The organism is Terricaulis silvestris (assembly GCF_009792355.1).
GTDB classification, from domain to species: domain Bacteria; phylum Pseudomonadota; class Alphaproteobacteria; order Caulobacterales; family Aquidulcibacteraceae; genus Vitreimonas; species Vitreimonas silvestris.
Genome location: NZ_CP047045.1, coordinates 2193106 through 2206921 on the forward strand (window position 1 = coordinate 2193106; position 13816 = coordinate 2206921).

The following is a 13816-nucleotide window of genomic DNA, read 5'->3' on the forward strand; positions in this document are numbered from 1 at the left end:
GCGGCGTACTTTGGAGCCACGTATGAACCTCGTTGCGTTTGATTTGGGAGCCGGCCGCTTCTGCGCCGTTCGCCCGGTCGCGTCCGAGGCTCAATCTATTCACTTGAATTCGCGCCGCCTCGCCGCCTCCGCCCCGGATCTCTCCGGACGCTCGGAAGCTTGTGCGCGCCGCGCGACCGGAGCCCTTATTTATGGCCAAGACCATGCTGATCGACGCTGCCCACCCGGAAGAAACCCGGGTCGCGGTGCTCGACGGAAAAATCGTTGAAGATTTCGACTTCGAGACACAGAACCGGAAGCAACTCAGAGGCAACATTTACCTGGCGAAGGTGACGCGCGTTGAGCCGTCGCTGCAGGCAGCGTTCGTTGAGTACGGCGGCAACCGCCACGGCTTCCTGGCCTTCTCCGAAATCCACCCCGACTATTACGCGATCCCGCACGCCGATCAGGAATCGATCAAGGCGGAGCTCGCCGAAGCGGAAGCCGAAGCCGAGAAGGCTGATGAAGATGACGACGCGCTCGATGAGCGCCGTCGCCGCATCCTGACGCGCCGCTACAAGATCCAGGAAGTGATCCGCCGTCGGCAGATCATGCTGGTGCAGGTTGTGAAGGAAGAGCGCGGCAACAAAGGCGCGGCTCTCACGACGTATCTCTCGCTCGCCGGCCGCTATTGCGTGCTGATGCCGAACACCGGCCGTGGTGGCGGCATCTCGCGCAAGATCACGCAAGCGACCGACCGCAAGCGTCTGAAGAAAATCGCGCAGGACCTCGAAGTGCCACAAGGCCAGGGCCTCATCATCCGCACCGCGGGCGCCAAGCGCACCAAGACCGAGATCAAGCGCGACTACGAATATCTCTCGCGCGCGTGGGAAACCATCCGCGACGAAACGCTGAAGAGCGTGGCGCCGGCGTTGATCTACGAGGAAAGCTCGCTGGTAAAACGCGCGATCCGCGATCTCTACGACAAAGACGTCGATGAAATTCACGTCGATGGCGAAGGCGCCTACAAGGAAGCCAAAGACTTCGTGCGGATGCTGATGCCGTCGCACGCCAAGCGCGTGCATCTGTGGAAGGACGAAACACCGATCTTCGCCAAGCACGGCGTCGACCAGCAGCTGGATTCGATCTATTCGCCAATCGTGCATCTGAAGAGCGGCGGCTACATCGTGATCAACCAAGCGGAAGCCTTGGTCGCGATCGATGTGAACTCCGGCCGCTCCACGCGCGAGCGCAACATCGAACAAACCGCGTTCAAGACCAATTGCGAGGCCGCCGACGAAGCGGCCCGGCAAATGCGTCTGCGCGATCTGGCCGGGCTGATCGTTATCGACTTCATCGACATGGAGGAGCCGAAGAACGATCGCGTCGTTGAAAAGCGGATGAAGGACAATCTCCGCTTCGATCGCGCTCGCGTGCAGATGGGCAAGATCAGCGGCTTCGGCTTGCTTGAGCTGTCCCGTCAGCGCCGCCGCACCGGCGTGCTGGAAGGCACCAGCCACGTTTGCGAAGTCTGCCAAGGCGCAGGCCGCGTACGCTCGGTGGAATCCGCCGCGCTCGCCCTGCTCCGCGCGCTGGATGAAGCCAGCGCCAAGCAGAAGAACCACACCATCGAAGCGCGCACCGCAACGGAAGTCGCCCTCTACCTGCTGAACGAAAAGCGCGAGTCGCTCGCTGTGATGGAAGCGCATCGCCACGTCCGCGTGCGTATCTCGGGCGCGTCCGGCATGACGTCCGGCGATTTCGAGATCAACATCGGCGCAGACACCTTCGAGGAAGAGGAAGTCGGGGCCGAGGCGACGCCAGTGCGGCGCGGCAGGGCGGCAGTCGAAGCGGCGGAAGAAGAACTCGACGCCGAGATCGAAGAGATCGAAGACGAAGCCGAGGAAGACGCCGACGCTGACGCCGAACTGCCAAAACAAGTCGCGGCGAGCGATGCCGATAGCGACGACAAGCGCGGACGCCGCCGTCGCGGACGCCGGGGCGGCAGACGCCGCCGTGAGGGCGAGCCAGCTGAGCCGCGTGAAGGCGGCGAGGAAGAGGAGGCGCAACCTGTCGTCGCGCGCGAAGTGCGCGCCGAGCGTCCCGAACGTGAACGCGCCGAGCGTGGACGCAACGGCAAGCGCCGCCGTCGCGGCCGTGGCCGCGGCCGGCGCGTGTACGAAGTGGACGGCGGCGAATGGCTCGATTTCGTGGGCGCGGACCTGAAGCACCTCTCGCCTCGTCCAGAGCCGCGCGGACGCAACGGGGCCGCGCACCGGTCAGACCGGCCCGAACGCGAGCAGCCCGAAGAAACCCACGCGGAAGCCGAAGTGATCGTGCATCAGGCCATGGAAACAGCGCCTGAGCCTACGCCAGCGCCCATCGCTATGGCGGCCGAAATCGCGCCACAGCCCGGCACGGTGGAAGAGCCGCCGCCGCGGTTTGACGAGTCGTCGATCGACTACGAGCCTGACCAGGAGCGGCGCGACAAATTCCTGTCGCGGTTCTCGCGTTGGGCGAAGAAGGGCGGATGACCAAGCGCTAAGGCGGCTGGCCTTGCTGGCGCCTTAAAGCGTGGCTTCAAACGCTGTAACGTCTGGACGGCATCCAAGGAGCGGGTATGGCCGCGTCACTTTCCCATGCGCTGAAAACTTGCGCAGGCTTTGCGGCGGCGGCGAGTGCCGCTGTGCTTTTGTCGGTCAGCGACGCGTCAGCGCAATCGATGATCCGCGACGCCGAGATCGAGGATTCGCTTCACGTCTATACAGCGCCGCTGTTGACCGCCGCCGGTCTCACCCCGGCGGACATCGACCTCTACATCATCAACGACGACTCGATTAACGCGTTCGTCTCCAACGGTCAGAACATCTTCGTCCACACCGGGCTGATCCTGGCCGCGGACAACCCAAACGAATTGCTCGGCGTGCTCGCGCACGAAACCGGCCATATCGCCGGCGGTCACTTGGCGCGTTCGCGCGAAGCGATCGGCCAATCGATGGGGGTGTCGCTGATCTCGATCGGCCTGGGCGTGCTCGCCATCGCCGCCGGCGCGCCGGACGCAGGCGCTGCCCTCATCTCGGGCTCGCAGGCCTTCGCAATGGGCAATTATGTGCGCCACACGCAAGTGCAGGAATCGGCCGCTGACCAGGCGGCGATGCAGTACCTCGAACGGACGGGCCAATCCGGCCAGGGCCTCGTCGATTTCTTCAACGAGAACATGCGGCCCTACGAATTCATGATGCGCCGCGCCCCGCCGTATCTGATCACACACCCCTATTCGTCCGACCGCGTCGAATCGCTGCGCGTGAGAGTCGAAGAGCAACCGCACCATGACGCGACGGACTCGGCGGAGAATTTGCGCCGCTTTGCGTTCATGCAAGCCAAGCTCGTCGGCTTCCTGCGCACCGAGGCGCAGACGCTCTCGCGTTATCCGACCAGCGACACCTCGCAGCCGGCGCGGTATGCGCGGGCGGTGGCGTATTATCGCGCCTCGCAGCTCGACTTGGCGCGCGGTGAACTGAACGTGCTGATCGCCGAGGATCCCAACAACGCCTACTTCCAGGAGCTGATGGGCCAGATCCTGTTCGAGAACGGACGCGCCGAGGAATCGATCCCGTACCACCAGCGCTCCAACGATCTGGCGCCGAACCAGCCGCTGCTGCAAATCAATCTGGCGCGCGCGCTGACGGCCGCACGTGGCCGTGCTGGCGCGGACGCGGCCGTGCCGCTGCTGCAAGCCGCGATCGACCGCGAACCCGACAACGCCTTTGCGTGGCGCGAATTGGCGCAAGCGCGGAACCAGCAGGGCAACGAATCCCTGGCCGAGCTCGCCTCCGCCGAACAAAATTTCGCGATCGGCAACTTCCCGGCGGCGCTCAACTTCGCCGAGCGGGCGCGCCGTGGGTTGGCGCGCAACACGCCATCCTATCAGCGCTCGGTGGACATCGTGACGTTCTCATCGACGCAGATCCGCGACATGGACCGCGAGCGCCGCCGCTAGCGCAAACGCTTGCGCGGCGAGCGCGGAGCGGTCATGTCCTCAGCGCAATTCTGGAGACGCCCCATGGCGCGCTTTCTCGCGGGCCTCGCCGCCCTTTTCGCTCTCATCTTGACGCCGGCTTCGGCGCAAAGCTTCAACGCGCAGGAGCAGGCCGAGATGCGCGCCATCGTGCGCGAGTATCTGGTCAACAATCCCGACGTGCTGCGCGAAGCGCTGGATGCGCTGGCGGAGCGGACGGAGTCCGAACGCTGGCAGCGGCTCAAATCCGACAACCGCGATTTCTCGCTGGGGCCGGCGGACGCGCCAATCGTGATCGTGGAATTCTTCGACTATCGCTGCGGTTTTTGCCACGCGGCTTTGGAATGGGTGACGGATGTTTCTCGCACGCGGCGCGATGTGCGCGTCGTGTTCAAGGAGTTTCCGATCCTCTCCGAGGAATCCATGGAAGCCTCGCGCGCGGCGATCGCGGCGATGCCGCAAGGGCGTTATTGGGCGTTTCACCAGGCGCTGATGGGCTTTCGCGGCGATCTAACGTCAGCGCGGATCGATCAGCTTGCACGCGACAGCGGCATCGATGTAGCGCGGATGCGGCGCGGCATGGAGTCCGAAGCGATCACGCAGCTGATCATGGACAACCGCGCCCACGCCATCGAGATGGACAACACCGCAACGCCGATCTTCATCATCAATGGCGAAATGGTCGCCGGCTTCAATCGCCCGCTGCTGGAAACGCGTCTACGCGAAGCTACGCGCGAAGCACGGGCGCGGCGGCAAGCGTCGCGCTAAAGCCGGCCGGTTGCTGACGCGGCGACGAGCTCGAGCTGACGAAACAGTAGCGGGCGCTCGGCGCCGCCTGTCTTCAACGTCGCGGCGTAGCCGGGCGTCAGCGCCAAGTAGCCGATAGCGGGGAACGCGTCCGCGGGGACGGCGTGAGTGCGCGCTTGCGCGTATGCGTTCATGGCGCGCGTGATCTCATCGTCCCTTGAAACGCCGGCGAGCGACGTGCGGCGATTGCGGACGAAACCCAGACCGCCCCAGGCGCGCGCCGCTTGAGTGATAAACGCCTCAGGCATCTCTGCGCCGCACGCGATTAGGGCGAGGCGCATGAGTTGGCCGGCGGTGGCGTCCAGGTAGGCGCTGAACGCTGCTTCGTTCTCGAATGGCGTCGCATCGAGATCGCGGGCGCGCGCGTCGATCAGATCTTCAAGGGCTTGGCGCGGCCAGAGCTTGCGGCTTTGCGCGAGTGCATCGACCACCGGATGCGCGCGCGGTGTCCGGCCTTCATGGATTTCAGCCATCGCCTCGCGCCACCAGGCCAAGCGGATATCGCCCAGGGTTGGCTGCGACACGATTTCCGCGGTACGGGCGAGTTCGTAGTTGAGCGCATAAAGCGCAATCAGGTCGCCGCGCACGTCCGCCGGCGCAAAGCGGCTGGCGAGCCAGCGATCTTCATCGACGCGGCGAACGGTTTCGCTGATGTCGCCAATCTGAGTCATTCCAGGATCGCGGAGCGATACCTGGAATCCAGGGCAGACGATTCGTCATTGGCCCTGGATTCCAGATCGGCCTCCGGCCGTCTGGAATGGCTCATAATCTCGTCCCTAGAACAACGTGCTCGCGCCGGTCATCGCCACCAGCATCGGCACGGACAGGAACGTGTTCGTGCGCGAGAACAGCATCGCGGTTTTGCCGGCGGCGGCTTTCGCGGCGGGCTCGAGGCTCGCATAGCGATCGCCGATGTTGAGCGCCTTTTGCTGGTTCGGCCAGATGATGAACCACACGTTGAACCACATCGCGATGGCCAGCCACATGCCGATGCCGATCAGAATGTGCTTCGGCACCGCAAACGCCGGATCATCAGCGGCGCCGAGCGTCAGCGCCTGCAATAGATAACCCTGGTTCCAGGCCAACAAGAGCCCAGTGATCAACGTCAGCATCGCGCCCCAACGAAACCAATAGAGCGCGGCCGGCGCAATCACTTTGGTGACCGCCGGTTTCTGCTCATCCGGAATCTTCGGCATGTTCGGGATTTGCGTGAAATTGAAATAGTAGAGATGGCCGACCCACATGATGGCCACAAGCACATGACCCCAGCGCAGCGCGGCTTCCCAGAACGCGCCGTCACCGAACGTATAGCCGGCGACGCCCATCGCGAAGTAAATCAGAAACAGCGCGCCAACGGCGAGCGCCGTCCAAGCGACGTAACGCAGATTGCTCAGAAACCAGGCCATGATCTCTCCTCAAGCCCATGCGCGAAAACCCCCTGTGGCTTGAGGGACTCAATTGCGCTGGGGGAACATAGAGTGTCCCAGCGTCCGGGTCACGGGTGGGAATAGACCTCGTCGCCCTTCGGCTTGTTCTTTTTCTTATCTTCGGAGGTCTGGAAGTTATCGCGCCGGCCGACGCCAAGCACAGTCAGCATAGGCGCCGCGATATAGATCGACGAATAGGTGCCGACCACGATGCCGAAGAACATCGACACCGCGAAGGCAAACAATGCTTCGCCACCGTAATAGGCCATGACGCCCAGCGCCATCAGGCCGGTGACGCCGGTAATGATGGTGCGGGAGAGCGTTTCGTTGACCGAAAGATCGATCAGCTCCTTCATCGGCATGCGCTTGTACTTGCGCAAATTCTCTCGAACGCGGTCCAGAACGACGATTTTGTCGTTGATAGAGTAGCCGATGATGGTGAGGATCGAGCCCACGGCCACCAGCGTGAATTCCATCTGGAACACGGCGAAGAGGCCGAACGTCAGGATCACGTCGTGCGCCAGCGCGGTGACGGCGGCAGCGCCGAACGTGAACCCGAAGCGGAACCAGATATAGAGCAGCATCAGCGTGATGCCGGCGCCGAGTGCTGCGGCGCCCAGCAGGAAGAGCTCACCCGACACCTTGGCGCCGACGACATCGGCGCGACCGAAATGCACACCCTCGCCCAAACGCTCGGTGATGGCCGCGCGCATGATCGCCTGCGCCTCATCGCTGCTCATGTTTTCGGGCGTCTCATATTTCACCATCGCCGCGGTGGGATCGGTGAAACCCTGAACCTGAACTTCGCCGAGGCCGATGTCGTTGAGCGAGCGGAGGGCATTCTGATCGACGCTTTGCGGCGCGGTGGAGATTTCGATCATCGAGCCGCCCTTGAAGTCGACGCCGCAATTAAGGCCGCCGCACGGCGGCGTAAACGGCACGACCGTCAGATAGATCGACGCGAGACAGGCGAGCAGCGAGATAACGCACAAGAACGGCGCGACCGCGACGTACTTGAAGTTCGTCTTCTCGGGCAGGAGCTTAATCAGAGGCCACATCGGACTTGCCTAACTAATCGGGAGTTTCTTGGGCCGGAAGGTGCGATACCACCAAGCGACCAGCACTTGCGTGATCAGCACCGCCGTAAACACGGACGTGAACACGCCGATCAGCAGCGTCCACGCAAAGCCTTTCACCGGCCCTGGCGGCGCCAGGTTGAGCATGATGAAGGCCGCGCCCAAGTGGGTGATGTTTGCGTCGAAGATGGTCAGCATGGCGCGGTTGAAACCCGCCTCGATTGCAAGCGCCGGCTGCCTGCCCGCCCGCGCTTCTTCACGCATGCGCTCATAGATCAGCACGTTGGCGTCGAGCGCGACAGCGAGCGTCAAGATCAGACCGGCAACGCCGGGCAACGTGAGTGCTGCCCCGGTGATTGTCATGATCGCCATGATCAGGATGCCGTTGACCACGAGCGCCACAACCGAAATGCCGCCAAACAGCAGCCCGTACGCCAGCACCATGAACAGCAGCACGAGGCCAAACGCGATGAAGGTGGATTTTGTACCGGCATCGATGGCGGCTTGGCCGAGTTCAGCGGTGACGCTGCGCTGTTCGATCACCGTGAGCGGCGCAGGCAACGCGCCGGCGCGGAGCATCACAGCGAGTTCGTTTGCGCTTTCGGCGGTGAAGTTGCCCGAAATCTGGCCGCTGCCGCCGCAGATCGGTTCGTTGATCGTCGGCGCGGTGAGCACCTGGTTGTCGAGCAGGATGGCGAAACGCTGGCCGGTGTAGCGCTGGGTAATGCGGCAAAACAGACTTGAGCCTTCGCCGTCGAGCCTGAAGGCGAGAACGAACGCGCCATTTTGATCCGTTGACGGGCTGGCGCTTGTCAGCCGTTCGCCGGTGAATTCCGGACGGCGCGCGACGACATCGGGTGAGTCGCCGATACCGGGATACGGCTGCACCACCATGGCGCCCGCCGGTATGCGGCCGGCGGCCTGGTCTTCGGGAGACACTTCGCGCACCATGTGGAACGTCATCACGGCGGTTTGGCCGATGCGCGAGCGGAGCTGTTCGGGATCGGAAACGCCCGGCGCTTGTACGGCGATACGGTCGTCGCCTTGGCGTGAGATAGACACTTCGGCGGTGCCGTCGGGGTCGATCCGTCGGCGAATGACTTCAATCGATTGCTGAGCGGCTTGCCGGCTCAATTCGCGCAAATGCGCTTCAGTCATACGCGCTTCGACGAGCCCGTCCGCCGCTTCGGTGAACTCCAGCACGTCACCGCCCGCGGTCGTTTGCGTGCGTCCAACTTCGCGCATGATCGGACGCGCGCGCGCGATGTCGGCGACGTTGACAAGGCGCACGCGCGCGACATCGCCTTCCAGGCTGGCGCGCGCCGTGCGAATGGTGGGCTCGGCCTCGCGCAAAGCGCGGATCAGCTGATCCTGGATATTCTCGACCTGCGACCGGCGCAGCGTCGCGACATCGACTTCGAGCAGCAATTGCGAACCGCCGCGCAAGTCGAGACCCAGATTGATGGTCTTCTGCAGGAAGCTCGGCAGCTGGTTGCGCGTCGATTCCGGCAACAGGTTCGGCGTTGCGAACACGATGCCAAGCAAGGTCACGACCAGAACCAGGATCACGCGCCAGCGCGCAACTTGAAGCATGGGTATTAGCTCGCGGCGGAGTCGTTGGCGGGCGCGGGATCGGTCTTGGAGCGCACCTCGCCGATGGCGCTGCGGATCACCCGCACTTCGACATTCGGCGACAGCTCAACGCGCAGCTCATCATCAGCAACGCTCTTCACTTTGCCAATCAAGCCGCCGGACGTGACGACGACATCGCCCTTCTTCAGCGCGGCCACCATGTCCGTGTGCCGCTTGCGCGCTTGTTGCTGCGGGCGGATCAGCAGGAAGTAGAACACGACGAAAATGAGCGCGTACGGGATGAGCATAACGAGCCCACCCATGCCGCCATCGCCGGCAGCGGCTGCGCCCTGCGCATAAGCATTCGAAATGAACATTGATCCTCGCTGGAAGCGGCGCGTCGGTGCGCAGCCGAGATGGGCGTTCGCCGCCCTGGAAAGAAGGCCGGGACTATAGCGACCGGCCCCGCCTTATCAATCAGCGCGCGCCGTATCCGCGCGCCGTTTCGCCGCAGGGCCAAAATCGCAATCAGGGGCCCAGCAACGGCGTCGGGTCAATCGCTTCAGCGCCGCGGCGGACTTGAAACAAAAGTCGTGGGCGCCCATCGGAACGCGGCCCCAGTTCGGCGATCGCCTCGCCGGCGCGGACATGCTGGCCTTCACGCACCAAAGCGCGGCGGGCATGGCCGTAGGCGGTCACGTAATTGTCGGCGTGGCGCACCAGGACAAGCGTGCCGTAGGCGGCCAAGTCCGAGCCGGCATAAACGACATCGCCCTCGGCGGCGGCGCTGATCTGGGCGCCTTCGCGGCCGGCGATCTCTACGCCATCGATGCGCGCGCCGTCGGGCTGAGCGCCGTAGCGCGTGACGAGCTGTCCGCGCAGCGGCCAAGCGAAGCGGGCATTGGTCTGAACCGCCGGCGCCTCGCCGGCATTTGCAGCGCTGGCCGGCGGGGGCGCCGGCGATACAGACGCAATCTCCATCGATCGCGCCATCGCAGGCAGCACGATGCGATCGCCTTGGCGCACGCGATACGGCGCCTGCATGCGGTTCAGCAGCGCCAGCGATCGCGTGTCGACATTGTAGCGGCGCGCTACGTCCTCGAAGCTTTCACCGCGCGCAACCGTGTGAAAACGGGGCGGCGGCAATTGCAGCTCGCTGCCGGGGCGAAGCGCGTAAGGCGGCTCAAGCCGGTTCTGATCGATCAGCGCACGCAGTGGGACTTGGTAGGTCGTGGCGACATCGTAAAGCGATTCATTCGCGCGCACGCGATGGGCGCGCGGCAGATGCGCGGGATCGAACGGCTGCGCTTCGTTCGGTTGCAGTGCGTAAGCAGAGAGCGCCGTGCCTTCGCCGTCGGCCCAGTTCGGCGCTTCTTGAGCGATTGGCGCGCTCGGCGTCTCTTGTTCGACAACCGGACGTGGCGCTTGCCGAACCGGCGGCGGCGCTGCAACAGGCGGCTGGGCGCCACCGCCATAGGCAATCGGCGCCGCTTGGCCGGAGGCGCATGCTGTCGCCAGCAACGCAAGCAGGAGGCTCCCGCGCATCATGCTGGGAGCATCCGCCAGAATCAGAGCGCCACGCAAATTACGCGGGCTGTTCGGCCTCACCCTCTTCCACCCCGCGCTCCAGCGGCGCCAGTTTGATGGCGCCAAGATCCTCGCGCTCACCGTTGCGATAGCGGATCAAACGTTGGTTTTGCGCATCACCCAGCGGAGCGAGCAGAACGCCGCCGGGCGCGAGTTGTTCGAACAGCGCCTCAGGAAAATCGTCGAGCGCCGCGTTCACGACGATGCGTTGGTACGGCGCTTCGTCCTCCCAACCCTCGGCCCCGTCAGCGACATGACAATAGGTGCGCATCAGCCGCGCCGTGCCGAAGCGGCCACGTGCGTCGGCGGCGAGTTCGCGCCAGCGTTCGAGCGTGATGACTTTGCTTGCGAGCGTTGAGAGCGCCGCGGCCTGGAAGCCGGAGCCGGTGCCGATTTCCAACACAGTGTCAGTCGGCTGCACCTCGAGCGCTGTGATGATGCGGCCGATGACCGACGGCTTCGTCATGGTTTGGCCGTGCGCAAGCGGCAGCGCGACATCGTCGAGCGCCAAGCCTTCCAGATGCCCCGGTGCGTAATGCGTGCGTGGCGCGCGTTCGAGCGCTGAGAGAGCGCGCGCGTCGGTAATCCCGGCTTGGCGCATCTCCAGGACGAAGCGCATCAAGCGTGCGGGATCGATGCTCATGCAGGCGCCTTAGGGGGCGCGCCGCCGAGCACCCCTTTGAGCGCGTGGACCGTTTCCATGTGCGTCAGGTCGATGTGCAGCGGCGTCACGGCGATGCGGCCTTCGTAGATCGCGCGCAAGTCCGTGCCTTCCGGCGGATTGGACAAGTTGCCGCGAAAACCCAGCCAGAAATACGCGTTGCCGCGCGGATCGGTGCGCTTGTCGGCGTAGATGATGTGCTGATCGCGACGGCCCTGCGTCGTGACTTCCACTTCTTTCACTTGATCCGGCAACACATCCGGAAAGTTGACGTTCATCAGCACGTCTTTCGGCCAACCGTGTTCGAGCAACTTGCCAACAACGCCCGGGCCGTAGGTTTCGGCCGTCTCCCAAGGAATTGGCGCTTCCTCGCCGCGAAAGCCGCGCGCTTGGCTGAGCGCAAGCGCAGGAATGCCGAACTGCATGCCCTGCATCGCGCCGGCGATGGTGCCGGAAAACGTGACGTCTTCAGCGATGTTCTGGCCGCGATTGACGCCGGAAAGGACGAGATCCGGCATCACGCCTTCAAGCAAATGCTCGACGCCGAGCAACACGCAATCCGTCGGCGTGCCGGAGACGGCGTAGCGCTTCGGCCCGGCTTGGCGCACGCGGATCGGCGCTGTCAGCGTAAGTGCGCGCGAAGCCCCGGAATGCTCGACCTCCGGCGCGATCACCCAGACATCGTCGCTGAACGTGCGCGCGATTTTTTCGAGGACCGCGAGGCCGGTCGCGTGGATGCCGTCATCGTTGGTGCAGAGAATGCGCATGGCCGCCCGCTTAGCGCGAACGGCCATGGCTGTCGAATAGGGCTACTTCCAGGCGCCCAGCACCGCACCCGCCGCAGCCCAGCACACCAGGAAATGCCCGAGATTGACGAGCAAATAGTGCGGGGTGTGCGGTCCATAGACGAAGCCGTAAAGGCTGGTCCCGAACGCAAACAGCACGGCGAGGATGATACCCGTCATGGCGCCACCCTGCAGCGTCTGCGCGCCACGCCACTTGATGCAGAGCGAAAGCCCAATTGCCGCAAACAGCGGCGGAATAATGCCGAACGGCATCCGCGCTTCGCCGCCATCAACCTGAGCTTGGGTAATGCCTGTAAACGCCATGTACTGCTCCGGTGAGATCAGCACGGCGAAGATCACGAACTCGATGACGTAAATCAGCAGCGCCGCGACGATGATCGCGAACACATTGTGGCCCATAACACGCATGCAGTGTTCCTCCCTCCGAACGGCGTACGTGCGCCGTCCGCTCGGGTGGAGTTTAGCCGAGTCCGAGAGGATTACAGATGTGTCCGATGAAACGCAGACGAAACGAAGTCCGCGTTACGCCCGGCAGTCGATGGCCCAAATGTCATAAGTCGGGTGATCGACGGCGTTGAGGCCAGGCGAGGACGCGAACAGCCAGCCGTGGAAAATCTCGCGGCGTTCGCTTTCTTCGCCCTCGCGCACGGGCGGCGTGTCGAACACCTCGACGTAGATGCGCACTTCCGGCGTCTCTTCCGGCGCGCTCTTAGTGCAGGCGCGCGCGATCACTTCGAGCGAACCGATCCGCGCCGCGCGGCCGACGGTCAGCGTGTAATCCGATGCATGGCCCGTGATCTTGTCCAGCCCACGAATGACGGCGCGCTGCGCATAAGCAGGCGCGGTCATGGCTGAGAACATCACGAATGCTGCGACAAAGGCACGGATCATGGAGCGGCTTCCTCGGTAGACTCTGAGTTGTTGCCCTGCCCCTGTGCGAAACTTGCGAACAAGGTCAGCAGATCGACCGCGCCTTGCGTGTTTGGAATTTCGCCGCCAGCCGGCAGCGGATCCATGCCCGCTGGTTCGATTGCTACGTATGCGCCGCCGAGCAAACCATCACTGGCGATGCGCGCGGTGGAGTCGTCAAGCACGTGCACGCCGTCTTCGATCGAGAGCGTGAGTTGGGCGAGATAGGTTTCCGGATCGAGCGCGACCGCGCGCACAACGCCGACTTTCACGCCCGACACGCGCACGTCCGAACCGACAGCAACGCCATCCACGCGCTGAAAGCGCGCGACGAGATCGTAGCCGTTGCCGCCGCCGGTCTGTCCGGCTTGCGCCGCCGCGAAGGCGAAAAATCCAATCGCCACGATGGCGACGATGGCGCCCAGGATGGTCTCACCCCAGCGTTCGAAATTGATGCTCACGAGCGGTCTCCCGAATCTGGAGTCCATGCTTCGTAGTCAGCGCTTGACGCTTGCCTAACGCCGCCGCGCGCCAGCGACCCTTTCGGCCGATACGCTTTCACGGTGCCGGTCAAATTCGGCACGTGATCCTTCTCCCACCTCTGCCGCTTCAGTGGCGCGATGGTGGGCGGCTCGCTGACGGTGTGGTGCATCCAGCCATGCCAATCGGGCGTCACGCGCGATCCCTCGGCGAGGCCGTTGTAAATCACATAGCGCCGCTTGCGGCCCTCGATGCTGGGCCGGCGCTCCTCGTAATAGCGATTGCCTTGTTCGTCCTCGCCCACGAGCGCCCCACGACGGCCAATATCAAACAAGGCCCCCAGGGTGGCCCCGTTCCACCAGGTGAAAATCCGCTTGAGCATGGGCTTTTGTTTGTCTCCGCGAGGCCAGGAATAGGCCCGAAGCAGCTGGCGGCCGGGAATATGACTAAGCGCCTCCCCCACGTCCAGTGCAGTTGCGAAACAATATGTGGGG

At 63.9% G+C, this 13816-nt stretch carries 15 protein-coding genes; 3 read left to right on the plus strand and 12 right to left on the minus strand.

The features are described 5' to 3' along the window. Positions 1–191 precede the first annotated feature (191 nt). From DSM104635_RS11195 to DSM104635_RS11205, 3 genes are all read left to right on the plus strand, one after another. Entirely contained in the window at positions 192–2513 is a 2322-nt protein-coding gene (locus DSM104635_RS11195; RefSeq protein ID WP_158766278.1) for an Rne/Rng family ribonuclease, read from the plus strand. A gap of 86 nt (positions 2514–2599) precedes the next feature. Further along, positions 2600–3979, plus strand: coding sequence for a M48 family metalloprotease (locus DSM104635_RS11200; RefSeq protein WP_158766279.1), 1380 nt, complete (start codon positions 2600–2602; stop codon positions 3977–3979). Positions 3980–4042: 63 nt separating this feature from the next. After that, positions 4043–4765, plus strand: a complete 723-nt coding sequence (locus tag DSM104635_RS11205; RefSeq protein ID WP_158766280.1) for a DsbA family protein — start codon at positions 4043–4045, stop codon at positions 4763–4765. Here DSM104635_RS11205 and DSM104635_RS11210 read toward each other — a convergent pair. From DSM104635_RS11210 to DSM104635_RS11265, 12 genes are all read right to left on the minus strand, one after another. Then, complete coding sequence (locus DSM104635_RS11210) at positions 4762–5475, minus strand: phytoene/squalene synthase family protein (protein WP_158766281.1); 714 nt, start codon at positions 5473–5475, stop codon at positions 4762–4764. The genes DSM104635_RS11205 and DSM104635_RS11210 overlap by 4 nt on opposite strands. Positions 5476–5580: 105 nt before the next feature. After that, the gene (locus DSM104635_RS11215) at positions 5581–6210 is read right to left on the minus strand and encodes a urate hydroxylase PuuD (RefSeq protein ID WP_158766282.1); all 630 of its coding nucleotides are present in this window, start codon (positions 6208–6210) and stop codon (positions 5581–5583) included. Between the two features lie 89 nt (positions 6211–6299). Further along, complete coding sequence (gene secF / locus DSM104635_RS11220) at positions 6300–7289, minus strand: protein translocase subunit SecF (RefSeq protein ID WP_158766283.1); 990 nt, start codon at positions 7287–7289, stop codon at positions 6300–6302. A gap of 9 nt (positions 7290–7298) precedes the next feature. Beyond that, complete coding sequence (secD, locus tag DSM104635_RS11225) at positions 7299–8900, minus strand: protein translocase subunit SecD (protein ID WP_158766284.1); 1602 nt, start codon at positions 8898–8900, stop codon at positions 7299–7301. Between the two features lie 5 nt (positions 8901–8905). Beyond that, positions 8906–9256 carry a preprotein translocase subunit YajC gene (yajC, locus tag DSM104635_RS11230; RefSeq protein ID WP_158766285.1) on the minus strand — a complete coding sequence of 117 codons (351 nt, stop codon included), beginning with the start codon at positions 9254–9256 and terminating at the stop codon, positions 8906–8908. A gap of 151 nt (positions 9257–9407) precedes the next feature. Then, on the minus strand, positions 9408–10427 hold the full coding sequence (locus DSM104635_RS11235; protein ID WP_158766286.1) for a M23 family metallopeptidase: 1020 nt from the start codon (positions 10425–10427) through the stop codon (positions 9408–9410). Between the two features lie 37 nt (positions 10428–10464). Beyond that, positions 10465–11109 carry a protein-L-isoaspartate O-methyltransferase family protein gene (locus DSM104635_RS11240; protein ID WP_158766287.1) on the minus strand — a complete coding sequence of 215 codons (645 nt, stop codon included), beginning with the start codon at positions 11107–11109 and terminating at the stop codon, positions 10465–10467. Continuing rightward, a complete protein-coding gene (gene surE / locus DSM104635_RS11245; protein ID WP_158766288.1) occupies positions 11106–11894 on the minus strand; it encodes a 5'/3'-nucleotidase SurE in 789 nt (262 codons plus the stop codon). Before surE ends, DSM104635_RS11240 begins: the two co-directional genes overlap by 4 nt. Positions 11895–11936: 42 nt before the next feature. Further along, complete coding sequence (locus DSM104635_RS11250) at positions 11937–12341, minus strand: DUF1761 domain-containing protein (RefSeq protein ID WP_158766289.1); 405 nt, start codon at positions 12339–12341, stop codon at positions 11937–11939. A 114-nt stretch (positions 12342–12455) separates the two neighbouring features. After that, positions 12456–12824 (minus strand): DUF2155 domain-containing protein, encoded by a 369-nt coding sequence (locus DSM104635_RS11255; RefSeq protein ID WP_158766290.1) that lies wholly within the window; start codon positions 12822–12824, stop codon positions 12456–12458. Continuing rightward, the gene (locus DSM104635_RS11260) at positions 12821–13303 is read right to left on the minus strand and encodes an MlaD family protein (protein ID WP_228445660.1); all 483 of its coding nucleotides are present in this window, start codon (positions 13301–13303) and stop codon (positions 12821–12823) included. Before DSM104635_RS11260 ends, DSM104635_RS11255 begins: the two co-directional genes overlap by 4 nt. Further along, the gene (locus tag DSM104635_RS11265; protein WP_158766292.1) at positions 13300–13704 is read right to left on the minus strand and encodes an NADH:ubiquinone oxidoreductase subunit NDUFA12; all 405 of its coding nucleotides are present in this window, start codon (positions 13702–13704) and stop codon (positions 13300–13302) included. Before DSM104635_RS11265 ends, DSM104635_RS11260 begins: the two co-directional genes overlap by 4 nt. Positions 13705–13816: the final 112 nt, after the last annotated feature.

Excerpts from the sequence above, each read along its gene's own strand:
- DSM104635_RS11195 (WP_158766278.1), top strand. The coding sequence starts at position 192 with ATGGCCAAGACCATGCTGATCGACGCTGCCCACCCGGAAGAAACCCGG.
- DSM104635_RS11200 (WP_158766279.1), top strand. The coding sequence starts at position 2,600 with ATGGCCGCGTCACTTTCCCATGCGCTGAAAACTTGCGCAGGCTTTGCG.
- DSM104635_RS11205 (WP_158766280.1), top strand. The coding sequence starts at position 4,043 with ATGGCGCGCTTTCTCGCGGGCCTCGCCGCCCTTTTCGCTCTCATCTTG.
- DSM104635_RS11210 (WP_158766281.1), bottom strand. The coding sequence starts at position 5,475 with ATGACTCAGATTGGCGACATCAGCGAAACCGTTCGCCGCGTCGATGAA.
- DSM104635_RS11215 (WP_158766282.1), bottom strand. The coding sequence starts at position 6,210 with ATGGCCTGGTTTCTGAGCAATCTGCGTTACGTCGCTTGGACGGCGCTC.
- secF (WP_158766283.1), bottom strand. The coding sequence starts at position 7,289 with ATGTGGCCTCTGATTAAGCTCCTGCCCGAGAAGACGAACTTCAAGTAC.
- secD (WP_158766284.1), bottom strand. The coding sequence starts at position 8,900 with ATGCTTCAAGTTGCGCGCTGGCGCGTGATCCTGGTTCTGGTCGTGACC.
- yajC (WP_158766285.1), bottom strand. The coding sequence starts at position 9,256 with ATGTTCATTTCGAATGCTTATGCGCAGGGCGCAGCCGCTGCCGGCGAT.
- DSM104635_RS11235 (WP_158766286.1), bottom strand. The coding sequence starts at position 10,427 with ATGATGCGCGGGAGCCTCCTGCTTGCGTTGCTGGCGACAGCATGCGCC.
- DSM104635_RS11240 (WP_158766287.1), bottom strand. The coding sequence starts at position 11,109 with ATGAGCATCGATCCCGCACGCTTGATGCGCTTCGTCCTGGAGATGCGC.
- surE (WP_158766288.1), bottom strand. The coding sequence starts at position 11,894 with ATGCGCATTCTCTGCACCAACGATGACGGCATCCACGCGACCGGCCTC.
- DSM104635_RS11250 (WP_158766289.1), bottom strand. The coding sequence starts at position 12,341 with ATGCGTGTTATGGGCCACAATGTGTTCGCGATCATCGTCGCGGCGCTG.
- DSM104635_RS11255 (WP_158766290.1), bottom strand. The coding sequence starts at position 12,824 with ATGATCCGTGCCTTTGTCGCAGCATTCGTGATGTTCTCAGCCATGACC.
- DSM104635_RS11265 (WP_158766292.1), bottom strand. The coding sequence starts at position 13,704 with ATGCTCAAGCGGATTTTCACCTGGTGGAACGGGGCCACCCTGGGGGCC.